26 protein-coding genes are annotated in these 23329 nt (G+C 71.3%); 12 read left to right on the top strand and 14 right to left on the bottom strand.

Translation table 11 applies throughout. The annotated features are described in order from the left end of the window. The first annotated feature begins 177 nt into the window (after nucleotides 1–177). The 9 genes from IPJ95_05600 to IPJ95_05560 all read left to right on the top strand — a co-directional run bounded on the left by IPJ95_05600 (nucleotide 178) and on the right by IPJ95_05560 (nucleotide 8469). Nucleotides 178–1026 (top strand): ParA family protein, encoded by an 849-nt coding sequence (locus IPJ95_05600; GenBank protein ID MBK7923096.1) that lies wholly within the window; start codon nucleotides 178–180, stop codon nucleotides 1024–1026. Then, nucleotides 1023–1892: a ParB/RepB/Spo0J family partition protein gene (locus IPJ95_05595; GenBank protein ID MBK7923095.1), complete on the top strand. Its 870-nt coding sequence runs from the start codon at nucleotides 1023–1025 to the stop codon at nucleotides 1890–1892. Before IPJ95_05600 ends, IPJ95_05595 begins: the two co-directional genes overlap by 4 nt. Beyond that, entirely contained in the window at nucleotides 1889–2695 is an 807-nt protein-coding gene (locus IPJ95_05590) for a M23 family metallopeptidase (protein ID MBK7923094.1), read from the top strand. Before IPJ95_05595 ends, IPJ95_05590 begins: the two co-directional genes overlap by 4 nt. Continuing rightward, nucleotides 2695–3138, top strand: a complete 444-nt coding sequence (locus IPJ95_05585; GenBank protein ID MBK7923093.1) for a polymer-forming cytoskeletal protein — start codon at nucleotides 2695–2697, stop codon at nucleotides 3136–3138. Before IPJ95_05590 ends, IPJ95_05585 begins: the two co-directional genes overlap by 1 nt. 117 nt (nucleotides 3139–3255) lie before the next feature. After that, nucleotides 3256–4221 (top strand): BMP family protein, encoded by a 966-nt coding sequence (locus IPJ95_05580; protein MBK7923092.1) that lies wholly within the window; start codon nucleotides 3256–3258, stop codon nucleotides 4219–4221. A gap of 17 nt (nucleotides 4222–4238) precedes the next feature. Next, entirely contained in the window at nucleotides 4239–5006 is a 768-nt protein-coding gene (locus IPJ95_05575) for a Nif3-like dinuclear metal center hexameric protein (protein ID MBK7923091.1), read from the top strand. A 16-nt stretch (nucleotides 5007–5022) separates the two neighbouring features. Beyond that, nucleotides 5023–6540 carry an ATP-binding cassette domain-containing protein gene (locus IPJ95_05570; protein MBK7923090.1) on the top strand — a complete coding sequence of 506 codons (1518 nt, stop codon included), beginning with the start codon at nucleotides 5023–5025 and terminating at the stop codon, nucleotides 6538–6540. After that, nucleotides 6537–7580 carry an ABC transporter permease gene (locus IPJ95_05565; GenBank protein ID MBK7923089.1) on the top strand — a complete coding sequence of 348 codons (1044 nt, stop codon included), beginning with the start codon at nucleotides 6537–6539 and terminating at the stop codon, nucleotides 7578–7580. Before IPJ95_05570 ends, IPJ95_05565 begins: the two co-directional genes overlap by 4 nt. Further along, entirely contained in the window at nucleotides 7567–8469 is a 903-nt protein-coding gene (locus IPJ95_05560) for an ABC transporter permease (GenBank protein MBK7923088.1), read from the top strand. The genes IPJ95_05565 and IPJ95_05560 overlap by 14 nt, the downstream gene beginning before the upstream one ends. Here IPJ95_05560 and IPJ95_05555 read toward each other — a convergent pair. The 6 genes from IPJ95_05555 to IPJ95_05530 all read right to left on the bottom strand — a co-directional run bounded on the left by IPJ95_05555 (nucleotide 8466) and on the right by IPJ95_05530 (nucleotide 12642). After that, nucleotides 8466–8642: a hypothetical protein gene (locus tag IPJ95_05555; GenBank protein MBK7923087.1), complete on the bottom strand. Its 177-nt coding sequence runs from the start codon at nucleotides 8640–8642 to the stop codon at nucleotides 8466–8468. The genes IPJ95_05560 and IPJ95_05555 overlap by 4 nt on opposite strands. A 201-nt stretch (nucleotides 8643–8843) precedes the next feature. Then, nucleotides 8844–9635 carry a 1-acyl-sn-glycerol-3-phosphate acyltransferase gene (locus IPJ95_05550; protein ID MBK7923086.1) on the bottom strand — a complete coding sequence of 264 codons (792 nt, stop codon included), beginning with the start codon at nucleotides 9633–9635 and terminating at the stop codon, nucleotides 8844–8846. Beyond that, nucleotides 9635–10000: a VOC family protein gene (locus IPJ95_05545; GenBank protein MBK7923085.1), complete on the bottom strand. Its 366-nt coding sequence runs from the start codon at nucleotides 9998–10000 to the stop codon at nucleotides 9635–9637. The genes IPJ95_05550 and IPJ95_05545 overlap by 1 nt, the downstream gene beginning before the upstream one ends. A gap of 47 nt (nucleotides 10001–10047) precedes the next feature. Beyond that, complete coding sequence (gene queG / locus IPJ95_05540) at nucleotides 10048–10914, bottom strand: tRNA epoxyqueuosine(34) reductase QueG (GenBank protein MBK7923084.1); 867 nt, start codon at nucleotides 10912–10914, stop codon at nucleotides 10048–10050. A 135-nt stretch (nucleotides 10915–11049) separates the two neighbouring features. Next, nucleotides 11050–12381 (bottom strand): NAD(P)/FAD-dependent oxidoreductase, encoded by a 1332-nt coding sequence (locus IPJ95_05535; protein MBK7923083.1) that lies wholly within the window; start codon nucleotides 12379–12381, stop codon nucleotides 11050–11052. 117 nt (nucleotides 12382–12498) lie between these two features. Then, nucleotides 12499–12642 (bottom strand): hypothetical protein, encoded by a 144-nt coding sequence (locus tag IPJ95_05530; GenBank protein ID MBK7923082.1) that lies wholly within the window; start codon nucleotides 12640–12642, stop codon nucleotides 12499–12501. Between the two features lie 53 nt (nucleotides 12643–12695). Between IPJ95_05530 and IPJ95_05525 the strand changes: the two genes are divergently transcribed. Genes IPJ95_05525 through IPJ95_05515 form a run of 3 tightly spaced genes read left to right on the top strand, consistent with a single transcriptional unit; the run spans nucleotide 12696 to nucleotide 15722 of the window. Continuing rightward, complete coding sequence (locus IPJ95_05525) at nucleotides 12696–13844, top strand: aminotransferase class V-fold PLP-dependent enzyme (protein ID MBK7923081.1); 1149 nt, start codon at nucleotides 12696–12698, stop codon at nucleotides 13842–13844. Continuing rightward, nucleotides 13768–14592, top strand: coding sequence for a TIGR00730 family Rossman fold protein (locus IPJ95_05520; GenBank protein MBK7923080.1), 825 nt, complete (start codon nucleotides 13768–13770; stop codon nucleotides 14590–14592). Before IPJ95_05525 ends, IPJ95_05520 begins: the two co-directional genes overlap by 77 nt. Then, the gene (locus tag IPJ95_05515) at nucleotides 14592–15722 is read left to right on the top strand and encodes a deoxyhypusine synthase (protein MBK7923079.1); all 1131 of its coding nucleotides are present in this window, start codon (nucleotides 14592–14594) and stop codon (nucleotides 15720–15722) included. Before IPJ95_05520 ends, IPJ95_05515 begins: the two co-directional genes overlap by 1 nt. Before the next feature lie 15 nt (nucleotides 15723–15737). Here IPJ95_05515 and IPJ95_05510 read toward each other — a convergent pair whose 3' ends face one another. From IPJ95_05510 to IPJ95_05475, 8 genes are all read right to left on the bottom strand, one after another. Beyond that, nucleotides 15738–16454 (bottom strand): hypothetical protein, encoded by a 717-nt coding sequence (locus IPJ95_05510; protein MBK7923078.1) that lies wholly within the window; start codon nucleotides 16452–16454, stop codon nucleotides 15738–15740. A 68-nt stretch (nucleotides 16455–16522) separates the two neighbouring features. Then, nucleotides 16523–17263 (bottom strand): zf-HC2 domain-containing protein, encoded by a 741-nt coding sequence (locus IPJ95_05505; protein MBK7923077.1) that lies wholly within the window; start codon nucleotides 17261–17263, stop codon nucleotides 16523–16525. Then, nucleotides 17253–17765, bottom strand: coding sequence for a sigma-70 family RNA polymerase sigma factor (locus IPJ95_05500; protein MBK7923076.1), 513 nt, complete (start codon nucleotides 17763–17765; stop codon nucleotides 17253–17255). Before IPJ95_05500 ends, IPJ95_05505 begins: the two co-directional genes overlap by 11 nt. 48 nt (nucleotides 17766–17813) lie before the next feature. After that, nucleotides 17814–20084 (bottom strand): carboxypeptidase regulatory-like domain-containing protein, encoded by a 2271-nt coding sequence (locus tag IPJ95_05495; GenBank protein MBK7923075.1) that lies wholly within the window; start codon nucleotides 20082–20084, stop codon nucleotides 17814–17816. A gap of 111 nt (nucleotides 20085–20195) precedes the next feature. Then, a complete protein-coding gene (locus IPJ95_05490) occupies nucleotides 20196–20531 on the bottom strand; it encodes a metal-sensitive transcriptional regulator (GenBank protein ID MBK7923074.1) in 336 nt (111 codons plus the stop codon). Between the two features lie 27 nt (nucleotides 20532–20558). Further along, nucleotides 20559–21629, bottom strand: a complete 1071-nt coding sequence (locus IPJ95_05485; protein ID MBK7923073.1) for a heavy metal translocating P-type ATPase — start codon at nucleotides 21627–21629, stop codon at nucleotides 20559–20561. Next, complete coding sequence (locus IPJ95_05480) at nucleotides 21569–22885, bottom strand: heavy metal translocating P-type ATPase (GenBank protein ID MBK7923072.1); 1317 nt, start codon at nucleotides 22883–22885, stop codon at nucleotides 21569–21571. Before IPJ95_05480 ends, IPJ95_05485 begins: the two co-directional genes overlap by 61 nt. After that, nucleotides 22885–23091 (bottom strand): heavy-metal-associated domain-containing protein, encoded by a 207-nt coding sequence (locus IPJ95_05475; protein MBK7923071.1) that lies wholly within the window; start codon nucleotides 23089–23091, stop codon nucleotides 22885–22887. Before IPJ95_05475 ends, IPJ95_05480 begins: the two co-directional genes overlap by 1 nt. Nucleotides 23092–23329: the final 238 nt, after the last annotated feature.

Below are 23329 nucleotides of genomic sequence, written 5' to 3'. Positions count from 1 at the left end.
CGCCCCGCCCCGCCCCGACCCCGCCATGTTTCACGTGAAACATCTCCACAATCCGGAGTTCAGCATTTCGCGCCCGAAGGCGAAGCAGTATATTCGCCTTGCGCCGCCAGCCCGTATTCTCGTGCGGAGGCGTATTCCGAAATTCATTTGTAATCTCTTGTAAAATAAAGAGTTATAATGGCAAGAATCATCGCCATTGCGAACCAGAAGGGCGGCGTCGGCAAGACCACGACCGCCGTCAACCTGGCCGCCTCGCTGGCCATCGCCGAGCACAAGACGCTCCTGGTCGACGCCGACCCGCAGGGCAACGCCACCAGCGGCGTGGGGGTGCGGCGCGATCAGCTGCGCTTTGCGCTCTACGACGTGCTCATCGAGGGGCGCCCGCTCTCCGACGTGGTGCTCAACGACAGCGCCCTGCCCTACCTCGATATCCTGCCTGCCACGCAGGACCTGGTGGGCGCGGAGCTCGAGCTGGTGGAGCGCGCCGGGCGCGAGAGCGTGATGCGCCGCGCGCTGGAGGCGGCGCGCGACTCCTACGAGTTCATCCTGATCGACTGTCCGCCCTCGCTCGGCCTCATCACCCTCAACGTCCTGGCCGCCGCCGATGGCGTGATCATCCCCATCCAGTGCGAGTACTACGCGCTCGAGGGGATCTCGCAGCTGCTCAACACCATCAAGCTGGTGCAGCAGAACTTCAACGCGACCCTCGCCATCGATGGCGTGCTGCTCACGATGTACGACAGCCGGGTGAACCTCTGCCGCCAGGTGGCCGCGGACGCCAAGGAGTACTTCGGCGCGCGGATGTTCCCGACGGTCATCCCGCGCAACGTGCGGCTGGCCGAGGCGCCGAGCTTCGGCAAGCCGATCCTGCTCTATGACATCCAGTCCATCGGGGCCAAGAGCTACCTCGCGGTGGCGCAGGAGCTGATCCGGCGGGCCGAGTCCGCCGTCCACGGCACGCCGACGCCGGTCCCGGCCCTGCCGGCGTCCGGCGCGGCGGTCCCGCAGGAGGAGTCTGGGTCATGAGCGAGACCAAGCGACTGGGGCGCGGGCTGGAGGCGCTGCTCGGCCCGGTGTCCCGGCAGGCGGCGGAGGCGAGCGGCTCGCTGCTCGAGCTGCCGGTCCAGACCATCCGGCCCAACCCCTACCAGCCGCGGGCGCGGCTGGACGAGCCGCAGTTCTCGGAGCTGGTGGCCTCGATCGAGACCGCCGGCCTGCTGCAGCCCATCGTGGTCCGGAAGCACCTGGACGGGTACCAGCTGATCGCGGGCGAGCGGCGCTGGCGGGCGGTGCAGAAGCTGGGCTGGGCCAAGGTGCCGGCGGTCATCAAGGAAGCCGACGATCGCACCCTGCTCACGCTCGCGCTGATCGAGAACCTGCAGCGCGACAACCTCTCCGCGATCGAGGAGGCTACCAGCTACCAGCGGCTGATCGACGAGTTCCACCTGGGCCAGGCCGAAGTGGCGCGGCTGGTGGGGCGCGACCGGTCCACGGTGGCCAACGCCCTCCGGCTGCTCAAGCTGCCGCCCGAGGTGACGGCGATGGTGGACGACGACCGCCTCAGCGAAGGCCACGCCCGGGCCCTGCTCGGGCTGAGCGACCGGGCGCAGATCGGCAAGCTGGCGCAGGCCGCGGTGGACCAGGGCTGGTCGGTCCGCGACCTCGAGGCCAAGGTGCGCGGCCATCGCCCCGCCGCCGCGCGCAAGGCGCCGGTCCGGGAGATCGCCCCGGCGCACCGCAGGGTGGAGGATGCCCTGCGGGAGCGGCTGGGCACCGACGTGCGGGTCACGGCGCGCCGGCGCGGCCGCGGCATGATCACCGTCAGCTATTACTCCGAGGATGACCTGGCCCGGGTGCTCGAGCTGATCCTCGGCGAGCCGTACGGCGGATGAGTCGCTCGCGCCGGCACGTCACGATCGTCATCCAGTCGGATGGCGAACTCACGTCCCGGACCCTCCGCCTGCCGCGATGGGTGGCGCGCGGCGCCCTGGCGGGCGCAGGCCTGCTGGTCCTGGCCCTCGCGCTGGCGCTCATCACCTACCTGCCGGTGCTGGCCGCCGCCACCCGGGTTCCAGGCCTCCAGCGCGAGGTGGAGCGACTGGAGCGGGAAAACGCCAAGGTCGGCGACCTGGTCGCCGCGCTCGACAGCGCCGAGCGCCGGTATGACCGGATCCGCGAACTGCTCGGTGCCGACGTGGTTCCCGATCCCGTGCGATTTGCCAGCCAACTGCTGGTTGCACCGCCGGTCCGCGCCCGCGCCCCCGGGGTGATGGCCCAGTACGAGGCCGGCGCCACCGCGCCCAGCCACTGGCCGCTCGAGGACGCGGGGTATGTGACCCGCGGCCAAGCGGGAACCGGGGCTGGTGGCGATACTCGACAGGAGTCCCATCCCGGCCTGGACATTGCTGTTCCCATCGGCAGCCCGGTACGAGCTTCCGGCGGGGGGATGGTCCTCCAGGCCGGGGAGGATCCGGAGTACGGGCGGTTCGTCCTGGTGGAACACCCCGCGGGGTACCAGACCCTGTACGGGCACCTCAGCCGCATCACGGTCGCGGCGCAGCAGGTGGTGCCGGCGGGGGAGGTCGTCGGGCTCACGGGCAACACGGGCCGCTCCAGTGGCCCGCATCTCCATTTCGAGGTCCGGCTGGATGGCCAGCCGATCGATCCTCGCACGATCATCAAGGAGCCAGGCTGATGGCGATCTTCTCTTCTCGCGTCTCCGGATCGGGGCGCGCCGATGGCACCGGGCGGCGGGAGCCGGCGGGGCTGACCATCATCGCCGTGGGGACGGCGGTGGCGGGTGATGTCTCGAGCGAAGGGGTCGTGAAAATCGAGGGGACGGTGGAGGGGACGGTCCGGGCCGGGCCGCAGCTCCTCATTGCGCCCGGGGCCATGATCCGCGGGGACGTCTTCGCCGCCGAGGTCGTGGCGGGGGGTGAGGTCCACGGGACCATCTTCGGTGCCGAGCGGGTGGAGATCCAGGCCGGGGCCCTGATCGAGGGTGACATCCGGACCCAGCGGCTCCAGATTGCGGACGGCGGAAAGGTGAACGGCCAGATCACCATGGAACCTACCGGCGGTGATCGGGGTCATCTCAGCGGACAGGAGCTGCGCGGCGAACTGTCCAAAGTTGAGTGAATCAACGACCTGCGGGTTCCCACAATCGTTGATAAGTCGCTGAAAGTTGTGGAAAGCGCCGCGTCATCGACCGTTACAGTCGGGTAGGTGACTCCATTCTGTCACGAGAGTGACTTCATGATGCGCTTTCTCGGCCTCGCGGCCATTTTCTGCATCGGTCTCAGTAGTTGTAGCAAGAACCCCCAATCAACCGAATTCCGCGTCGGCCTGGTGACCCCAGGTTCCATCGCCGACGCGGCCTGGAACTCCGGGGCCTACGCCGGCCTCCAGCAGATCCACGACTCGCTGGCCGTGCCGATCAGTCACGTCGAGGCCCGGACCCCCGGGGAGCAGGAAGAGGCGCTCCGGAACTACGCCGCCCAGGGCTATACCCTGGTCTTCGGGCACGGCTTCGAGTTTCAGGGCGCCGCCGAACGGGTGAGTGCCCAGTACCCCCGGACCGTGTTCGTCGTGACATCAGGGGAACGGGTGGCCGGCAACGTCTCTCCCCTGATCTTCCGCCTCGCCGAAGCGAGCTACCTCGCGGGGATGGTGGCCGGTGGCATGACCCGCAGCAACACGCTCGGGTTCATCGGGGGCATCGAGCTTCCGCCCATCAAGGAGGCAGAAGCGGCGTGGGTGGCCGGGGCCACGCGGGTGAACCCGGGGATCGTGGCCCGCTCCACCTACCTCAACACCTTCGACGACGTGGCGGCGGGCCGCGAAGCCGCGCTCGCCCTGATCCAGGCCGGCGCCGACATGTTCCACCACAACGCGGACCAGGCGGCGCTCGGCGCGTTCCAGGCGGTTAAGGAGTCGAAGGGCGCCTACATCTTCGGCGCTAACTCCGACCAATCCTCGCTCGCGCCGGAACGGGTCCTGGGGTCGGCCGTGATCGACCTGCCCCGGGCCCTGCTGACGGTGGCCCGTGAGGTGCAGTCAGGCACCTTCGCACCGAAGGTGGAGAGCTTCGGGCTCAAGAGCGGCGTCATCCGGTACGAGCCCAACCCCGCGCTCGCGTCCACCCTGCCGGAGGCTCTGCGCGCCGCCGTGGCCGCCGCGCGCGACTCGATCAGCGCGGCCGATGGCGGCGCGGCGCCGTGACGGCTCCCGGCGCCCCGCTGGCCGAGCTCGTCACCTACCTGGACGGATACCTCCACATCCGCGAGGTCCCGGACGACGCCAACGCGCACAACGGCCTGCAAGTGGAGAACGAGGGCCGCGTCACCCGGATCGTCGCGGCGGTGGACGCCTCGCTGGCCACGATCGAACGCCTGGGGAGCAGCGACGGGGCCACCCTGCTGCTGGTGCACCACGGGCTCTTCTGGGATGGTGCGCAGCCGCTCACCGGCCGACGCTATCGACGGGTCCGCGCACTGCTCCAGCGCAACGCCGCGCTGTACGCGGCGCATATTCCGCTCGACCTGCACCCGGAGGTGGGAAACAACGCCGGCCTGGCCAGGATGCTGGGCCTGACGGAGACCCGCGCCTTCGGCCAGTACAAGGGCACGCTGCTCGGCGTGGCGGGGAAGCCGCCGGCGGGACTGGCGCGCCGGGACGTGCTGGTGCGCCGGTTGGCCGACTACCTCGGCATTCCCGCTACCCAGGTCCGGGTGCTGCCCGGGGGGCCGGAGGCCATCGGCACCATCGGAGTGATCACCGGCGGGGCCGGCAGCGCGATCGGGCAGGCGCGCGACGCCGGATGCGACACCTACATCACCGGCGAAGGCGCGGCGCATACCTACTTCGACGCGATGGAGTACGGGATCAACGTGCTGTACGCCGGCCATTACGCCACCGAGACCATCGGCGTGCGGCTGCTGGCGGAACACCTGGCCCAGCGCTTCGGCCTGCCGTGGGAGTTCCACGACCACCCCACGGGGATGTGACGCCCCGCCAGCGCGCATGACCCCGGCTCCCGGCCCCGTCCCGGCGGCAGCGCCGCCGGCCGGGCCCCTCCTGCTGCTCGACGCCATCCACAAGCGATACGACACCACCCCGGCGCTCGCCGGCGCCAGCCTGCGCCTGGACCGCGGCGAGATCCACGCCCTCCTCGGCGAGAACGGGGCGGGCAAGTCGACCCTCATGCGTATCGCCTTCGGCCTGGTGACGCCGGACGCGGGGCGCATCGCGGTGGAGGGCGTGGTGCGGCGCGTCAGCTCGCCGCTGGAGGCCAGGCGGCTGGGCATCGGGATGGTGCACCAGCACTTCACCGCGATCCCTACCTTCTCCGTGCTGGAGAACGTGGCGCTCGCGGCCGGCTGGCCGGCCGACCTCCGTGGCAACCGCGCGCGGCTCGAGGAGCTGATGGAGCGTACGGGCATCCTCCTGGCTCCCGAGGTCCTGGCGGAACAGCTGTCGGCCGGGCTCAAGCAACGGCTCGAGCTGCTCAAGGCGCTCGCCTCGGATGCCCGCATCCTGCTGCTCGACGAACCAACCTCCGTGCTGCCGCCCTCCGAGACGGACGGCTTCCTGGAACTGATCGCCGGGCTGCGCGGGCGCGGGGTGTCGTCGGTGCTCATCACCCACAAACTCGATGAGGCACTCCGGGTCGGAGACCGGGTCACGGTGCTGCGCCGCGGAACGGTGGCGCACAGCGGCCCCGTCGCCGGGGCCTCGGCGGCGGCGCTGGCCGTGGCGATGCTCGGCGCGGCGCCAGCACGCGCGCCACGGCTGGCTCCCCCCACGGTGGGGCCGGTGCTCGCACGATTGAGTGGCGTGTCGGTGCCGCGCCTTGGTGGTACGGGGAGCGGCCTCAGGCACGCCACCCTCGAAGTGCGGGGTGGCGAGGTGCTCGGGGTGGCCGCGGTAGAGGGAAACGGTCAACGCGAACTGCTCCGCGCCCTGGCCGGGCTGGCGGCCATCGCCGGTGGAACGGTCGAACTCAGCGGGCCGATCGCCTGCATCCCGGAGGACCGCACCCGGGAAGCCCAGGTGTCCGGATTCAGCCTGACGGAAAACCTGGTGCTCGGCCAGGGCGCCGCCGGGCCGTGGGTACGGCGAGGCTGGATCGACTGGCCCGCGGCCCGGGCGCGGACCACGGCGCTGATCGAGGCCTACGGAGTGCGTGCCGAGAGTGCGGACGCGACGGCAGGTACCCTGAGCGGCGGCAACCAGCAGCGCATGATCATCGCCGGGGCCATGGAGCGCGGGCCCCGCCTGCTGGTGGCGGAGAACCCCGCCCGGGGGCTGGACCTCCGCGCCACCGCGGAGGTGTACGACCGGCTGCGGAGCGCCGCGCGCAGTGGAGCCGCGGTGGTGCTGCACATTCCCGATCTCGACGAGCTGCTCGAGGTATCCGACCGGGTGATCGTGGTGGTTGATGGCGTGGTCCACGAGGTGCCGCCCGCGGCAACCCGGGATGACATCGGTGGCCTGATGCTCTCCCAGGAGGGCGCACACCGGGCGCGCGGCCCCGCGTGACCGCCCTCCAGCGCCTCGGCTCCGCCGTGCGCCCCGCCCTGGTGGCCCTCGCCGCCGGCCTGTTGCTGCTGGCCGTTGGCCTCGAGGGGGCGGGCTACTCCGCGGGCCCCGCGCTCGCCGCGCTGTGGCGCGGGGCCTTCGGGTCGCCGGATGCCATCCTCTCCTCCCTGCTGCCGCGCGCCATCCCGCTGATCATCATTGGCCTCGGGATCGGGCTGGCGTTCCGCGCGGGCGCGTTCAACATCGGCGCGGAGGGCCAGTTCTACGCCGGCGCGATCGTGGCCACGTGGGTTGGCCTGGCGCTCGGGGGGTGGCCCCGTGCGGTGGCGGTGCCCGTGGTGCTGATCACTGCCACCCTGGCCGGGATGGCCTGGGCCGCGGTGCCGGCGCTGCTCCGGGTCCGCTTCGGGGTGCTCGAGGTGATCAGCACGCTGCTGCTCAATTTCGTGGCCGAGGCGCTGGTGAGCTGGATGGTGGTGGGGCCGCTGCAGGAGGCACGGCATGTCTATCCCCAGAGCGATCCCCTGCCCCTGGCCGCGCGCCTGCCCCAGCTCCCCGGCACGCGCCTGCATCTCGGCCTGGCGCTCGCGCTGCTGCTGGCACTCGGGCTCTGGGTGCTGGGGCGATGGACCCTGGCGGGGCTCCGGCTCCGCGCCGTGGGCCTCAACCCTGATGCCGCGGAGACCATGGGCGGGGTGCGGCCGCTCCGGGTGCTCGCCCTGGCCCTGATCGCGTCGGGCGCGTGTGCCGGGCTGGCGGGGGGGAGCGAGGTGTCGGGGACCACTTTCGCGCTGTTCCAGAACCTGTCGCCCGGGTACGGCTTCACCGGCATCGCGGTGGCGCTGCTGGCGCGGCTGCATCCGCTCGGCATCGTGCTGACGGGGCTGCTCTTTGCCGCGCTCGAGGCCGGCGCCGGCGCCATGCAGCGGGACGCGGGGGTACCGGCGGTGGCGGTGTACGTGGTCGAAGCGGTGGTGATCCTCATCGTGGTCCTGAGCGATGTGGCCGCGCGCCGGGGGGACACCCGTGGAGCTGTTTGAGTCGTTCCTGGCCGCGGCGGTCCGCGTGGCCACGCCGCTGCTGCTCGCGGCGCTGGGCGAGACGCTGACCGAACGTGCCGGCGTCATCAACCTGAGCATCGAGGGCGCCATGCTGGCGGGCGCGCTCGGCGCCGCGCTCGGCGCGACGGCGGGGGGACCGTGGGCCGGGGTCGCGGCCGCCATGGCCGGCGGCCTGCTGGTGGCGGCCATCTTCGCGGCCGTCGCGGTGTGGCTGCGCGGCGACCAGATCATCACCGGCACCGCCGTGACGCTTGCCGCCGTGGGCCTGACGGGCGCGATCTATCGTGGTGCCTATGGGCCGGCTGGGGTCGGCCTCTCGCTGCCGACCTTCGCGCCGAGCGTGGTGCCGGTGCTGTCGGATCTGCCCGGCGTCGGCGAGGCGTTCTTTGCGCAGAGCGTCCTGACCTACGCCGCCTACGCGCTGACCGCGCTCACCGCCTGGCTGCTCTACCGCACCCGGTGGGGGCTCGAGCTCCGGGCGGCGGGCGAGGTGGCGGAGCACGCGCGGGCTGCCGGGGTGCGTGTCACCCGGATCCGGGTGCTGGCGGTGCTGTTCGGCGGTGCCACCGCCGGACTGGCGGGCGCGAGCCTGGTGCTGGCCCAGGTCGGGACCTTCGCGGAGAAGATGACGGCGGGACGCGGGTTCATCGCGATCGCCATCGTGGTGCTGGGGGGATGGCACCCGGGACGGGTGGCGGGAGCCGCGCTCTTCTTCGGCGCGGCGATGGCGCTGCAGTTCCTCTTCCAGACCTTCCTGCTGGCGGTGCCCTACCAGCTCTTCCTGATGCTGCCGTACCTGCTCACGCTGCTGGTGCTGGCCGGCGCCTGGGGAAGAACCAGGGCACCGGCCGACCTCGGCCGCGGCTAGAACTCCCGCCGCTTCATCTCCTTGAACAGGTCCTTCGTGGTCTCATCCTGATCTTCCGGACGGATCCGAAGCGTGCTGTCGTACTGGGCGGAGAGGTTCTTCTTGGTGGGCTGGGGCTTTCCCGCGTGCTTCTTGAGCAAGGCCGCCAGCTTCTGCTCTTCCCGCTTGGACATGTTACGCTCCTTCGGTCGACGATCCTCGATCTCCCGTCGCCCGCCGGCGACGAGGGCAATCCACCGGGACCACCCCTCCGACAATATAGGTGGTCGTCCCATCGGAGACGTCCTGGCTGCCGGCTGGCCACACCCGCCCGTGCGCCCGCCCGAACGACCAGAAACGATGCCATGGCATAGGTAGTATTTGTTGCTACTCCACTACGCAGGCTCCCCACGCCCTCCGGGTTGACCGTGCTTCGCCACCGCGGCCTGGATCATCTCGTCGCGAGTCCGGACGATGAGCTCCCGCAGCCGGTCGCGCAGCGCCGGGACATCGGCGGTGGTCAGGCCGGCCGTCGGGATGGGCTCGAGGACCCGGACCTCCGCCTCGGACTTCCCGAACCGCCAGCCGTGCTTGGGGAGGGCGGTGCCGGTGCCGCGGACCACCAGGGGGAGAATGGGCACCTGGGCGTCGATGGCCAGGCGGAAGGCGCCGTCCTTGAAGGGCAGGAGCTCCGACGTGGTGGATCGGGTGCCTTCGGGAAAGATGATCACCGAGATGTGGTCCTGCTCCATGATCTCCCGGCAGCGGCGCATGGCCTTCACGGCGGACTTGGCGGTGCCGCGCTCCACCGGAACGTCGCCGGCCAGGCGCATGTTCCAGCCGAGCACCGGGATGCGGAGGATCTCCACCTTCGACAGCCACTTCATCTCCCAGGGCAGGTGGCTGATGAGCAGGATGTCGACGAACGATTCGTGATTGGAGACGGCCACGAAGGGCTGGCGCGGATTGGCCGGCATCACGCCGGTGACCCGGAAGCGCCAGAGCGGATTGAGCGTGGCGGTGATCGGCCCGACCTGGCGGAAGAGGTACCCGGTCCAGTAGCGCCCCTTGTCGAAGGGCATGGTGACCAGGCGGACCAGCGCGAGCAGCGGCAGCCAGAGGAGCAGGGTGGCGCCGAGCACGAACCAGACCCAGAGCGAGACGACGGTGACGTAGAGGCGCGACATCAATGGCTGTCGGGTAGCTGATCGTCCCAGAGCGCGAAGATGTTGCCGTCGGGGTCGGCGATCATGGCCATCACGCCGAACGACTGCCGGGTAGGTTCGGCGATGAACCGGACACCACGCTCGTGGAGCCGCTCGCAGTACGGCAGCAGCCCCGACACGCGCAGCGTCAGCCCGGTGTGGCGCCCCACCAGCGCGCGGGCATCGGGGTGCACCGCGGGGTGGACGCCGAGATGGGCGGGGCCCTCGAGGAACTCGGCCCCGAAGGAGCCTTCCCGGAGCAGGGTCAGCTCGAGATCGTCCCGATAGAACCGCTTGGCGCGCTCGATGTCGGTGACGAAGATGGCGATCGAGTGGAGCGTCGGCATGGGCGGGAAAGTAATGCGGCCGGGCGGGGAGGGGAGCGGGCCCGGCGTCAGTCCCGGGGCAGGGCCTGCCACGCCGCCCGCCAGTTGCGGCGCATCCGCTCGAGCCCCGGTCGAGCCAGCGGGGTATCGCCGAAGCGGCGGTCGAACTCCCCCTGGTCCATGTCCTCGAAGAACCGCTCCCCCGCCCCGGCCAAGTCCGGTCGTGGCGCGAAGGCCTCGATGAGTGATGGCTCGGCGAACCGCTCGTTCCAGGGACAGACTTCGTTGCAGATATCGCAGCCGAAGGCCCAGCCCGAGAGCTGCTCCGCGAGCGCGCCGGGGATGGGGCCCTTCTGCTCGATGGTCAGGTAGGAGATGCAGCGCCGCGCGTCGAGCAGGCGGGGTTCGACGAAGGCCTGGGTGGGGCAGGCTTCGAGGCAGCGGGTGCAGGATCCGCAATGGTCGGTGGCAAAGGGCGGGTCGACCTCGAGCTCGAGGTCGGTCAGCACGCACCCGATGAAGAACCAGGACCCGACGCCCGGGCGGAGCAGCATCGTGTTCTTGCCGATCCAGCCCAGGCCGGCCCGTTGGGCCAGTTCCCGCTCGGCGATCGGCCCGGTGTCGGTGTAGGTCCGGGCGGTTGCCGCCCCGTGCGCACGCAGCCGCTCCGCGATCCGGTCGAGCCGGGTGAGGGTGGTCTGGTGGTAGTCACGGCCCCGGGCGTAGCGGGCCACCTTGGGCCGGTCGGCGGCGGCAGGTGGCTCGGCAGTTGGCTGTTCAGGATAGTAGTAGTTATCAAGAACAACTACGGCACGCTTGGCGACGAGGTCCGCGAGTCGGGGGTCCTTCCGCTTCCGGGCCTGCCGGTTGAGGTAGCGCATGCTCCCGCCGAGCCCGTCGCGGAGCCAGCGGTCAAGGATGTCGGCGTGGGGCAGCGGATCGAGGGGTGGTGATGCCGCAGGCGATGAACCCGAGCTCGGCGGCGAGGGCCTTGAGGTCGGCGCTCTGGAGTCGGGGAGCCGGGGCGGTCATGGGGATCGGGGCCGGCGCGGCACCGGCGCCCGACGGCGTCAGGCGGCCGGAACCTTGGGAGGTTCGGGCATGCGATGCTCGCCGGTTCGGCCGGTGATGCCGCCGAAGGGGCCTGACCGGCGGCCGGCCGGTTCGCCGGGGCGACCGCTCCACGGCCAGGTGATGAGCCGCGCGCCGCGCTCGTAGGTGAAGTAGCTCCAGCCCCACTGCAGCATCACGAGCACCCGGTTCCGGAAGCCGATCAGGAAGAAGATGTGGACGAAGGCCCAGATGAGCCACGCGAGGAAGCCACCGAAGTGCAGCTTCCAGATGTCGGCGACGGCGTGCCCGCGGCCGATGACCGCGAGCTGGCCCTTGTCCCAGTAGCTGAACGGCCGGCGGGGGCGGCCGGCGAGGTCGCCGGCGATGGTGCGGGCGGTGTACTGCCCCATCTGGATGGCCACGGGGCAGATGCCGGGGAGGGTGCCCCCCTTGCCGTCGGAGACGGCCGCGGCATCGCCCAGCACGAAGAGCTCGGGGTGTCCGGGCACGCTGCAGTCGGGCTCCACGATGGCGCGCCCTGCCCGGTCGAGCGGCGTGCCGAGGGAGTGCATGATCGGGCTGGCGACATTGCCCGCCGCCCAGACCACCGTCTGGGTGGGGATGGTCCAGCCACTGGCCTGGATGAGTCCCTGGCGGATCTCGGTGACCATCGTCTGCTCGCGCACCTCGACGCCGAGTCGGCGCAGCTCGTACTTCGCGCGCTCGGCGAGCTCGGCGGGATAGCTCGAGAGGATCCGCGGGCCCCCCTCGATGAGCATCACGGTGGCTTCGCGGGGATCGATGTGGCGGAAGTCGCGCCGGAGCGCGTGCCTGCGGATCTCGGCCAGGGCGCCGGCTACCTCGACGCCGGTGGGTCCCCCGCCGATCACCACGAAGGTGAGGTGGGCGTGGCGCTTGACCGGGTCGGATTCCCGCTCGGCACGCTCGAATGACAGCAGGATCCGGCGCCGGATTTCCTCGGCATCCTCCAGGCTCTTGAGCCCTGGGGCCAGTATCTCCCATTCGTCGTGCCCGAAGTAGCTGTGGCGGGCACCGGTGGCCAGGATCAGGTAGTCGTAGTTTAGTGTACTACCGTCGACCAGGGTGATGGTCCTGGCGTCGGGCTGGACCGAGGCGACCTCGCCCATCAGGACTTCGGCGTTGGGTTGCCGGCTCAGGATGGACCGGATCGGCGAGGCGATGTTCGAGGAGGCGAGTGCGGCGGTAGCCACCTGATACAGCATGGGCTGGAAGAGGTGGTGGTTCTCGCGGTCGACGACGGTGATCCGGACCGGCGCATCGGCGAGGCCCCGGGCGGTGTAGAGCCCGGCGAAGCCACCACCGACGATCACGACATGCGGCTCAGGCACTCAGGATCCTCCGGCGCCAGCGCGCAAAGCGCAGCACGTCCGCGACCGGCGGAGGGCCCGCTCCTCACCATAGGCGGTATGCAACCGCCATTCGAGTTAGTCGCGGTCGGGCAAGGGGAGGAATGGGGCGATGTGCCACCAGCGGCGGCGGCGGAAGGCCCAGGCGAGGGTCAGCAGGTCCACCGCGACCCGCGGGTCGCGGCACGCCCGTGCGGCGAGCGCGAGGGTCAGCCCGGTCATGGTTGAGGGGTCCGCCATGCGGACCAAGATAACCAGAGTATATTCTCCCCTCCATGACCGATGCGCGCCCCGCCCCCATCTTCGGGCGCTCCCGGGATGACTTCCCCATCTTCCGGCACTCCGTCTACCTGAACAGCTGCTCCCTGGGGGCGCTCTCGCGGCGCACCCGGGATGCACTCACAGGGTACCTGGACGAATGGGAGCGCCGGGGGGCCGCCGCCTGGTACGACACCTGGCTGCCAGCGTGCGAGCGGCTGCGTGAGGGGTACGGTCGCCTGGTGGGCGCGGAGGCGGGGTGCGTTTCGCTCCACCCTTCGATCTCGTCGGCGCTTTCGGTGGTCGGGGAAAGCCTGGAGTACACGGACCGCCCCCGGGTCGTCACCACGAGCCTCGACTTCCCGACGGTGGCCTACCAGTGGCTGGCCAAGGCGCGGCGCGGGGTGGAGGTGGTGGTGCTGGAGAGCCCGGACGGCATCACGGTGCCGCTGGAGCTGTTCGCGGCGGCCATCGACCACCGCACGGCGCTCGTGGCCACGAGCCACGTGTTCTTTACCAGCGGAGCCATCCAGGACGTGTCGGCCATCGGCGCGCTGTGCCGGGCCAACGGGGCGCTGCTGCTGGTCGATGGCTACCAGGCGGTGGGGCAGGTGCCGGCGGACCTGGCCGCGCTGGGCGCGGACTTCTACTGCGCGGGCGGGCTCAAGTGGCTGCTCGGTGGCTCGGGCATCGCGTTTCTGGCGGTCCGGCCGGAGCTGGCCGCGGGGCTGGAACCGGCGGTGACGGGCTGGTTCAGTCACGCTACGCCCTTCCGGTTCGACCCGCGCCGGCTGGAGCGCGCGGCCGATGCGCACCGGCTGGACATGGGCACCCCCGCAGTGGCGAGCGTCTACGCCCAGCTCGAGGGCCTCGCGATCCTGGAGGAGCTGGGCCTGCCGGCCGTGGGCGCGGCCACCCGGGCGCTGACCGAGGACCTCATCGCCGCCGCCATGGAGCATGGGCTGCGACCGCGGGTGGCCGCCAGCGCGGCCGAGCGCAGCGGCATCGTGATGCTGCCGCGGCAGGACCCGCAGGCCGACGTCCGGCGGCTGGCGGAGCAGGGCTTCATCGTCGACGCCCGCCCGGGGCATGTCCGGGTCTCGCCCTACTTCTACAACGTGCCCGAGGACCATCGGGCCTGCCTGGAGTCACTGGCCCGTGGCTAACAACAGGGAACTGCGTCACAGCTCGCGCCAGCGCGGCCCGACGGCGGACGAACAGCTGCTCGAGAACGTCGGGCTCCCGGAACGCCCCGACGCCCTCCGCAAGACCGACCCGTGGCGGGTGCTGCGGATCATGGGCGAGTTCGTGGAGGGCTTCGAGAAGCTGGGCGACATCCAGGACGCGGTGGCCATCTTCGGCTCGGCGCGCACGGCCGCGGCCGACCCGCAGTACACGCTGGCGGTGGAGACCGCCCGCCTGCTGGCCGAGGCCGGCTTCCCGATCATCACCGGCGGCGGCCCGGGCATCATGGAGGCGGCCAACAAGGGCGCGGTGGAGGGCGAGGGGCTCTCGATCGGCTGCAACATCGAGCTGCCGCATGAGCAGGGAACCAATCCGTTCGTGCGCCGGAGCATGTACTTCCGGTTCTTCTTCGTGCGGAAGACGATGTTCGCCAAGTATTCGATGGCGTTCGTGGTGTTCCCGGGGGGGTTCGGGACGCTGGACGAGCTGTTCGAGGCGCTCACCCTCATCCAGACCGGCAAGGTGAGCAGCTTCCCGGTGGTGCTGGTGGGGAAGGCCTACTGGCAGGGGCTGGTGGACTGGATCTCGAGCACGCTGGTGCAGGAGCGGAAGATCAATCCGGAGGACCTGAAGCTGTTCCACGTCACCGATGACCCGGCGGAGGTGCTCCGGATCATCCAGGAGGCGCGCAGCAACGGCGCCAGCAACGACGGCGAGAGCTACGACTGATGACCCGACCCAGCGCGAACTACCTCCGCGGCCGGCGGATCAACCCGCAGGCGATCACCGGCAAGGAGAGCGTGGCCGAGCTGCTCGACAACGCCTTCCTGGCCTACAACGCCGGGCGGCTGCGCGAGGGCTGCCGGCTCTTCACCGAACGGATGCTGGCCCCGGAGAGCACCGTGGCCATGAGCCTGACGGGCGCGATGACGCCGGCCGGGCTGGGGATGAGCACGCTGATCCCCCTGATGGAAGCCGGCTTCGTGGACTGGATCATCTCCACCGGGGCCAACCTGTACCACGACGCGCACTTCGCGCTCGGGCTCGCGCTGCACCAGGGGAGCCACACCGCGGACGACGTGGCGCTGCGGGAGCAGGGCGTGGTGCGGATCTACGACATCTTCTTCGACTACACGGTGCTGCTCTCCACGGACGCGTTCGTGCGCGAGGTCTCGGCGCGGCCGGAGTTCCAGCGCGCGATGAGCACCGCGGAGTACCACTACCTGCTGGGCGGCTACCTGCGGGAGCGGGAGAAGGCGCTGGGGCTGTCGAAGCGCTCGGTGCTCTCGATGGCGCACGAGCTCGAGGTGCCGATCTACACCAGCTCGCCCGGGGACAGCTCCATCGGCATGAACGTGGCGGAGCAGGCGCTGGCCGGGAGCCAGCTGCGCTTCGACGTGAGCGCCGACGTGAACGAGACCGCGGCGATCGTGCTGGAGGCCAAGCGGACCGGGGGCAAGAGCGCCGCGTTCATCGTGGGCGGGGGCAGTCCCAAGAACTTCCTGCTGCAGACCGAGCCGCAGATCCAGGAGGTGCTGGGCATCGACGAGCGCGGGCACGACTACTTCCTGCAGATGACCGACGCGCGGCCCGACACCGGCGGCCTCTCAGGTGCCACGCCCAACGAGGCGGTGAGCTGGGGCAAGATCGATCCCGACCAGCTGCCCGGCACCGTGGTGGTGTACCTCGACAACACGGTGGCGCTGCCGCTGCTCACCGCCTACGCGCTGGAGCGCCACGCGCCCCGGCCGCTCAAGCGGCTCTACGGCCGCCGCGCCGCGATGATGGAGCGGCTGCTGACCGAGTACCGCGCGGCGCTCGCGTTCCGCGACCGCCGCGCCGAGGAGGCGAAGGGCTAGCGCAACTGCCCGGGCCTATGGCGTCAGGCTGGTGAGGCGGACCACGTTGTCCACCACCGGCCCGACGCCGGAGACGTAGACCTTCTTCGACACGACGCCCGGCTCGAGGGGTGTCGTCTCCTCGAAGCGCACCGTGTTGCCGTAGCTTCCCGCCGGGACGGTGACCGCCTCACCCACGGTGGTGATCATCACACGATCTTCCGCGACGCCCGGGGCCACCTCCTGGCGGAAGCCCATCCCCTCCGCTGGCGCCGCGGGCATGAACAGCCCGGAGACCGCGCCGGCCACGCCGGCCCGCCACGCCCCGTCGTGACTGATGATCGCCCCGCTCTCGTAGATATCCACGTCCTCGCCGAAATAGCACACCGCCCCACCCGCAGTCTGGACGAAGAAGTTGCGGGAGACCTCGAGCAGTGCACCGTCCACGGTCTCGCGTTCCTCGATCACCCGGGTCCAGGCCCCGCCGACGAGTTCAGTATCCGGCAGCACCGTGATCTCCAGGAGGACCGCCTGCCCGCCTTCGATCCCTTCAAGGATGAGCTGGCGGCCGACGGACATCGGGAAATAGGGGTTGGTCAGCGCGTGGCCATAGGGCCCTGCGCCGGGCGCGCACACCGAGATGTCCTCGGTCTCCACGAACGCAGGGGTGTCCGGGCCATTGTTGCTGCAGGCACCGCAGGCGAGCGAAAGGGCGGCCAGTACAGGTACGCCGAGGCTGCAGGAGCGGTTCATGGCGGGGGATCTCCGTGAGAGTGAGCGAAGGACACTCCCAAGGAACCCCTGAGCGGCTGGCTTGTGACTCACGGGCCCCGCTCCGGCGCCAGCGGGATCCGGTAGCTCCCGCTGGTGTCCGACTCGACCGGGAGCTGGATGCCGGGGCCGCGCTTGAGGAGCAGCCGTCGGCCAGCCACGGAGAGCTCCACCTGGGCGGCGGTCCGCGGGACCATGATCTCGTAGTCGATCCGCGCTCCCTGGTTCCGGATGAAGAGCCGACCCGGGGCAGTCTCGAAGGCCGCGCCCGGGCCCAGGGCCGTTGCCACCAGCATGGGGCCATCGCCCAGGCGAACCGTGACTGTACCGGAATCCTGCGGTGAGGCGAAGTCGATCGTGAACCGGTCCCCAGGCTCGACAGCGATCCCGCTCGACCCGGGGGCGGGGAGCTGGGCAGGCACGAGGGAGGGCGCGGGTGCGGGTCTGGCGACCCACTGGACGATCCGGTCCAGCCAGTGCGGTACGGGCGAGCCGGGCATGGCGAACGCGGCCGTGGCGAGGCCCGCCGACAGCAGGACGGTGGCGGCCAGTCGACGCGCTGGCCACGCGGGTTGCCGGGCTCGCCGCAGCACCGCGTCGAGATCGGGGACGGGGGGTGCTCCGTCCAGGCGCGCCAGGAGACTCGACACCTGTGCCTCGTCGGCCTGGACCGCCTCCCAGCGGTGGCGACAGTCTGCGCAGCCGCCAAGGTGGGCTCGCACCGCCCCGGCGTCTGCGGCTGCCAATTCGCCGTGGAGCAGCCGCTGGAAGTCCTCTGTGTCAGGGTGCATTCCTGGTCCCCTCCCACCGCTCGCGAAACGCCGTCCTGGCCCGGGCCAGCAGGGTTCCCACGCTGGCCTCGTTCAGGCCAAGGATCCGGGCCAGTTCGTGGTAGCTGTACCCCTCGGCGCGCAGCAACAGCAGCTGTTGATCCCGTTCAGGCAGCTGATCCAGCGTCGCCCGGACCCGCCGCCGCTCCCCCTCCGCCTCGGTGGCCGCGGCGGGGGAGGGTGGCGGATCGGACTGGGTGTCCGCCCCCCGCGCGGGCGTCAGGAGCCGGGCGCGGCGGGACCTCGTCGACCGCGCGTTCCGAAGCAGGTTCGTGGCGACCGTGACCAGCCAGGCCCCGGGCGTATCGGGGGCCTGGCCCCTGCGATAAAGCCGGACGAACGCCTCCTGGGCGAGGTCCGCGGCCAGGTCGGCGTCACCCCCGAGCCTGCCGAGGTATCGCGCAAGCCGCGGGAAGTGCTCGTGGTACAGCACCGCGAACTCATCCTCGAAGCGCATCGGCATTGGTGAAGGAACCATCGAGGGGCGGGTTCGTGACAGGTGCCCCGTGGGTCACTCGAGGGACCACTCGACCCCCAGGACCAAGAGGGCCCTGGGCCGCGTCCTGACGGGGGTCCGGCCGCCGGTGCCCGGGTCACGGACGTAGGTCATGAGATTCCGCCGGGAGAACACGTTGGTGAGCGTGCCGTAGGCCGCGACGCGGTGGTGCCGTCCGCCCACATGCAGGCCCACGCTCTGCCGCACACCGACATCGGCACGGATGTAGCTCGGCAGACCGACGCTCCCCAGCGGCTCGAGCCGGTGGGAGGGGGTGCCGGCGAACTCGCAGCCGCGATCGAGGAGGTTGCACGCCTCCCACTCAAACGGATCCTCGATGGTGGTCGTCCGTGCGCCGGTCTCGGCGCTGACCGAGAGCCGAAGCGCCGTGCCCTGGGCCGGGCGGAGCAGGAAGCCGGCGTCCAGCAGCTGCTGCCCGCCCCAGGAGGGGATGTACGTCGTGTCGCCGTAGCTGACGCGGACCCGCTGATGGGCATAGCGGGCCACCAGGTCGTGCCGCGGCCCGCTCCAGCGTACGGCCAGCGAGCTGCCGGTGGCGTGGCTGGTGCCGGCCGTGATGCCTGAGGTGGCGAAGGGATCGGCCTGACGGGGGGCGACCAGCGTGAGTCCTTCGGAGTGTCGGGCATAGCCGCGAAGCTCGAACCGGAGCGCGGCCGCCGGCCGAAGCTCGAGCTCCACGCCGGCTTCGTCACCACGGCCGATCGGCACGCCCGAGTGGCCGCCCAGCACCGGGAGTTCCGCCGGAAAGATGTGCCCCACCACCGACTCCGGGTTCCGAAGCGACTGCAGGAACTGGTGCCGGCGGCTGAGGCTCAGGCTCACGCTGGCCGCGGGGCCGAGGGCCTGGCGCACCGCCACTGCGGGGCTGAATCGGCTGGCGTGGGCGGTGAGCGTCGCGGTGGCGGTCAGTTCCGCCGAGAGCCCCTGGCCGAAGTGCCGGAGGTGGCGGATGAACGGCTGCCAGAGCGTTTGGCGGGCTCCGATGGTGATCAGGTTCGAGCCGCCACCGGCGGGTGCCACGCGATATGCCGCGGTGGTCCGTTCCACCCGGAGCCCGCCAGTGGTTCGATGGCCGGCCCCGGGGTAGTCGATCGACAGGCTGGCGCCGGTCTGCCGCAGAGAGGAGTGCAAGCGTTCCGGGAGCGAATCGGCGGCGCGCCAATCCGCGTGCGCGACCCCGGCAGCCTGCCAGGTCCGCGCTTGCAGGGCGGTCGCGCCGATCGCCCTGCTCCACCCGAGCCCGAAGGAGTGACTGCTCCAGTCGAACCGGTTGCGCGGTGGCTCCTCGCCGACGGACAACTGCGCAGAGGCCAGGGCGGAGGCGTCCACGTCATTGCCGGCCCCGAAGCCGAGCAGTTGCAGCGCACCACCAAGCGCCGGCGCCCGGAGGGTGGCCAGCCAGTCGTGACTATCCCCGCGGAGATAGGTGGGATCCCGGGGATGAGTCAGCAGCCCGGGAAACGCCGACCGGAGGCTGAGGAGGTATCCGCTCCCCCCGGGGAGCGGTCCGTCCACCGTGCCCCGGAGTTGCGTGGTGCTGAATCCGGTCTGCACCCGGTGCGCCGTCCCAGGTCGTCTGGTGGAGGCCAGCACGGCCCCGGAAAGCGCCTCGGCGCCCTCGGCCGGCACGACCACCCCGCGGAGCTCGAGGCGATCCAGCCCATCGGGATTGAGGGCGCTGAAGACGCCGCCCTGGTGGAACGGGTTGAGGATGGGGATACCATCCACGGCGTGGGTCACCTGGTCCGAGGTGCCGCCCCGCACGTTGAGGCCGGTGGGTGATTCGGTGCGCAGCACCACCTCCCCGCCACCGAGCGCCATGAGCGCATCGGGTTCCGACAACAGCGGATGGGCGCGGATCTCAGCGCTGGAGAGGGCCCGGCCGGTCGGGGGGACCGAATCCTCCGCCCTGGAGATGAGGCCGGGTAGCATGGCGTGCGTCTCGATCGGCGGAAGCATGACCGGCTGCGGTATGAGCTCGATCGAGATCTCGACCGTGTCGCCGCCCGCCACGAGGGCGACAAAGCGCCCGGGGGCATAGCCGATCCGCCGCACGAGGACCAGGGAGGTTCCGGGGGCGACCGGTGCCAGGAGATAGCGACCGGCAGAATCGGTACGGGTGACGAGGCGGGCAGTAGGCAGCGAGACGACCGCCTCGCGCAGGGGGCTGCGGGACCCAGCCTCACGGACCGTGCCGGTGATCGCGCCGACCTGGGTCTGCAGCGTGCCGAGCAGCGGCAGGAGCACGAACCCGGCGAGCGTCATGCGTGCCCTCTCAGTGGTTCCCCCGCGTTCCACTCGCGCGGCCGGCCGGCCGACCGTTGCCGTTGCGCGCAATCTCCCGGCCTGCCGGCCGGGAGCGCAAGGCGCGGGCGGCTAGCGCGCGCCGCGGAAGAGCAGGTCGGCGAGCTCGTCGTACACCGCCTCCGCGGCGGCCGGGTCGTCCGCCCGGATGGCCGCGGAGGCGCAGTGCTTCAGGTGGTTCCGGAGCAGCGACCGGCTCACGCCGCGCAGCGCCTCCTGCACCGAGGTGACCTGGGTGATGATGTCGGTGCAATAGCGTTCCTCCTCCACCATCTTCTGCAGCCCGCGCACCTGGCCCTCGATGCGGCGCAACCGGGTCAACACGGTGGCCTTGATCTCGGGGTCCACCGCCACGGCGTGCCGGTCATCGCCGGCGGCGCAGGCACAGGGCAGGGTCTCGTCCGGCATGAGTGACTCCTCGAGGGCAGGGTCCGGTCAGCCGCGCGCCCGGCGCAGCCGCAGGCTGTTGGTGACGACGCTGACGCTGCTCAGGGCCATCGCCCCGGCGGCGATGGCCGGGTTGAGGCGCCAGCCGAGCAGCGGGTAGAGGAGGCCGGCCGCGACGGGGATGCTCACCACGTTGTAGGCGAAGGCCCAGAACAGGTTCTGCCGGATGGTGCGCAGGGTGGCGCGGCTGAGCGCGAAGGCGGTGGCCACGCCGTCGAGGTCGCCCTTGACGAGGGTGACCTGCCCCGCGTCCATGGCGGTATCGGTGCCGGTGCCCATCGCCACGCCGACATCCGCCGCCGCCAGGGCGGGGGCGTCGTTGATGCCGTCGCCCACCATGGCCACCACGTGTCCCTCCCCCTGCAGCCGCCGGATCTCCGCCAGCTTGCCATCCGGGAGGACCCCGGCCACCACGCGCGTGATCCCCACCGCGGCGGCCACGTGGCCGGCGGCCGCAGGCTGGTCGCCGGTGAGCATCACGACCGCGATGCCGCGCGCGCCCAGGCGGGCGATGGCCGCGGCGCTGGTGGGCCGGACCGGGTCGGTGATCTCGAGGGTGCCGCCCAGCGTGCCATCCACCACCACATGGACCTCGGTGGCACGGGTGTCCGCCGCGGCAGGCGGCTCGACGCCAAGCTGCGCGAGCAGCCGGGCGTTGCCCACCGCCACCTCGCGCCCCTCCACCCGGCCGCGGACGCCGAGCCCGGCGTCGCTGTAGAAGAACGACGGGTCGGCGAGGGCCAGTCCACGCTGCTCGGCCGCCCGCACGATGGCGCCGCCCAGGGGGTGCTCGCTCAGCCGCTCGAGCGAGGCCGCGAGGCGCAGGAGGTCGTCGGCGGCGAGGGCCGCCGCCGGCACGACCCGCGTGACCGTGGGGCGGCCCTCGGTGATGGTCCCGGTCTTGTCGAGCACGACGGTGTCGACCGCCGCCGCGCGCTCCAGCGCATCGCCCCCCTTGATGAGCACGCCCAGCTCGGCGCCGCGACCGGTCGCCACCATCACGGCCGTGGGCACCGCGAGCCCCATGGCGCAGGGGCAGGCGATGACCAGCACGGACACCGCGGCCACGACCGCGTTGACCACGCGGGGGCCGGGCCCAGCCAGAGCCAGCCGGCGAAGGTCAGGGCGGCGAGGCCGATCACCACCGGCACGAAGACGGCGGCGATGCGGTCGGCGAGGCGCTGGATCGGCGGCTTCTGGCCCTGGGCATCGCGGACCAGCCGCAGGATCCGTGAGAGCACGGTGTCCCGCCCCACGCGCAGGGCGCGCATGCGCAGGGCCCCACCGCCATTGAGGGTGCCGCCCACCACCTCGCCGCCTGGGCCGCGGTGCACTGGCATCGGCTCACCGGTGAGCATCGACTCATCCACCGCGCTCTGCCCCTCGACCACCACGCCATCCACCGGGATCCGCTGCCCGGGGCGCACCAGGACCTGGTCGCCGGGGAGCACCGAGGCGATGGCGACTTCAGTCTCGGTGCCATCGCGCAGCACGATGGCCCGGTCGGGGCGGAGCCCGGCCAGCCGCCGGATGGCGGCGCCGGTGCGGTGCCTGGCCCGGCCCTCGAAGTAGTTCCCGAGCAGCACGAAGCCGACGATCCAGAGCACCGCCTCGTAGTAGACGTCGGGCTCGAGCCCGCGCCGCTGCAGCGCGCGGCTGGCGAGGGTGTTCACCGCGCTGAGCGCCAGGGCGGCGATGCTGCCGAGGGCGATCAGGGTGTTCATGTCGGCGGCGCGATGGCGGAGCGCCGCCCAGGCCGCCGCGAAGAACCGCCAGCCCGCCCAGACCACCAGGGGGGGCACCAGGGCCAGCATGCCGAGGCGCACCAGGTGGGGATCGAGGCGGCCCAGCGGGGGGAGTGCCCGGACGAGCAGCAGGTTCACCGCCATCATGGCGCGGGAGAGCGGATCGGCGGCGTGTGGCGGGGTGCCGTGCAGCATGAGGGGCGCGCCGAGCAGCATGGCGACCACCGCGGCGCCGAGGGTCAGGACCACCTTGAGCCGCAGGCGCTGGAGTTCGCGCTCGTAGCGGGCCTCCTCCGCGGCGAGCTCCTCCTCGACGGTCTGGTCCGGGGCCGGGAGCTCGGCGCCATACCCGGTATCCCGGATCACCGCGGCGAGGTCGTGGGGGGAGGTGCGGGCGGGGTCGTAGGCAACCGTGGCCGCGTTGGTCATGAGGTTCACGCTGGCCCGGGCCACCCCCGGCGTCTTCTCGAGCTGGCGCTGGACCCGCGCGCTGCACGCGGCGCAGGTCATCCCGGAGACCGCGAACTCTACGGTTGGTTCGGGGGGCGCGGGGGTGGCGGTGTCGCTCATCAGGCCGTACCCTCGACCTTGTATCCCGCCTCCTCAATGGCGGCCTTCACCAGCGCGGCCGTCCCGTCGTCGGGCACGGTGAGGTCGGCGCGACCGATTGTCACCGACCGTACCCCGACCCCTGGGACTCCCGCCACCGCGCGGTTGACCGCGTTCAGGCAGTGGGAGCAGGACATGCCTGAGATGTGTAACGTGATATTTTGCATTGCTTTATGCCTCAGATTCCAAGCTGGATCCACCGTGGACACTGTCGCCAACTTATGATAGGGGCCTGGGGTATGCAAGTAGGGGGGAGGGGTATGGGCGTGATTTCGGCCGTCGCGGGGGCATGGACCCTGCCATCTTCCCACGCATGAGCATTGGCGAAGCGCACTTCCGGCAACGCATCCCGCTGCTGCACCCGCGGACGCGCATCCAGGACCTGGATGTGCTCAAGGCGTGGTA

The organism is Gemmatimonadota bacterium, assembly GCA_016713785.1.
Classification (GTDB): Bacteria; Gemmatimonadota; Gemmatimonadetes; order Gemmatimonadales; family GWC2-71-9; genus JADJOM01.
Note: the sequence above shows the minus strand (reverse complement) of the source record. Positions and strands in the feature narration are given on the sequence as shown.

Bases quoted from the DNA above. Each gene is read 5' to 3' on its own strand.
- IPJ95_05600 (MBK7923096.1), top strand. From the start codon at position 178: ATGGCAAGAATCATCGCCATTGCGAACCAGAAGGGCGGCGTCGGCAAG.
- IPJ95_05595 (MBK7923095.1), top strand. From the start codon at position 1,023: ATGAGCGAGACCAAGCGACTGGGGCGCGGGCTGGAGGCGCTGCTCGGC.
- IPJ95_05590 (MBK7923094.1), top strand. From the start codon at position 1,889: ATGAGTCGCTCGCGCCGGCACGTCACGATCGTCATCCAGTCGGATGGC.
- IPJ95_05585 (MBK7923093.1), top strand. From the start codon at position 2,695: ATGGCGATCTTCTCTTCTCGCGTCTCCGGATCGGGGCGCGCCGATGGC.
- IPJ95_05580 (MBK7923092.1), top strand. From the start codon at position 3,256: ATGATGCGCTTTCTCGGCCTCGCGGCCATTTTCTGCATCGGTCTCAGT.
- IPJ95_05570 (MBK7923090.1), top strand. From the start codon at position 5,023: ATGACCCCGGCTCCCGGCCCCGTCCCGGCGGCAGCGCCGCCGGCCGGG.
- IPJ95_05555 (MBK7923087.1), bottom strand. From the start codon at position 8,642: ATGTCCAAGCGGGAAGAGCAGAAGCTGGCGGCCTTGCTCAAGAAGCAC.
- IPJ95_05550 (MBK7923086.1), bottom strand. From the start codon at position 9,635: ATGTCGCGCCTCTACGTCACCGTCGTCTCGCTCTGGGTCTGGTTCGTG.
- IPJ95_05545 (MBK7923085.1), bottom strand. From the start codon at position 10,000: ATGCCGACGCTCCACTCGATCGCCATCTTCGTCACCGACATCGAGCGC.
- IPJ95_05530 (MBK7923082.1), bottom strand. From the start codon at position 12,642: ATGACCGGGCTGACCCTCGCGCTCGCCGCACGGGCGTGCCGCGACCCG.
- IPJ95_05525 (MBK7923081.1), top strand. From the start codon at position 12,696: ATGACCGATGCGCGCCCCGCCCCCATCTTCGGGCGCTCCCGGGATGAC.
- IPJ95_05520 (MBK7923080.1), top strand. From the start codon at position 13,768: ATGTCCGGGTCTCGCCCTACTTCTACAACGTGCCCGAGGACCATCGGG.
- IPJ95_05515 (MBK7923079.1), top strand. From the start codon at position 14,592: ATGACCCGACCCAGCGCGAACTACCTCCGCGGCCGGCGGATCAACCCG.
- IPJ95_05510 (MBK7923078.1), bottom strand. From the start codon at position 16,454: ATGAACCGCTCCTGCAGCCTCGGCGTACCTGTACTGGCCGCCCTTTCG.
- IPJ95_05505 (MBK7923077.1), bottom strand. From the start codon at position 17,263: ATGCACCCTGACACAGAGGACTTCCAGCGGCTGCTCCACGGCGAATTG.
- IPJ95_05500 (MBK7923076.1), bottom strand. From the start codon at position 17,765: ATGCCGATGCGCTTCGAGGATGAGTTCGCGGTGCTGTACCACGAGCAC.
- IPJ95_05495 (MBK7923075.1), bottom strand. From the start codon at position 20,084: ATGACGCTCGCCGGGTTCGTGCTCCTGCCGCTGCTCGGCACGCTGCAG.
- IPJ95_05490 (MBK7923074.1), bottom strand. From the start codon at position 20,531: ATGCCGGACGAGACCCTGCCCTGTGCCTGCGCCGCCGGCGATGACCGG.
- IPJ95_05480 (MBK7923072.1), bottom strand. From the start codon at position 22,885: ATGAGCGACACCGCCACCCCCGCGCCCCCCGAACCAACCGTAGAGTTC.
- IPJ95_05475 (MBK7923071.1), bottom strand. From the start codon at position 23,091: ATGCAAAATATCACGTTACACATCTCAGGCATGTCCTGCTCCCACTGC.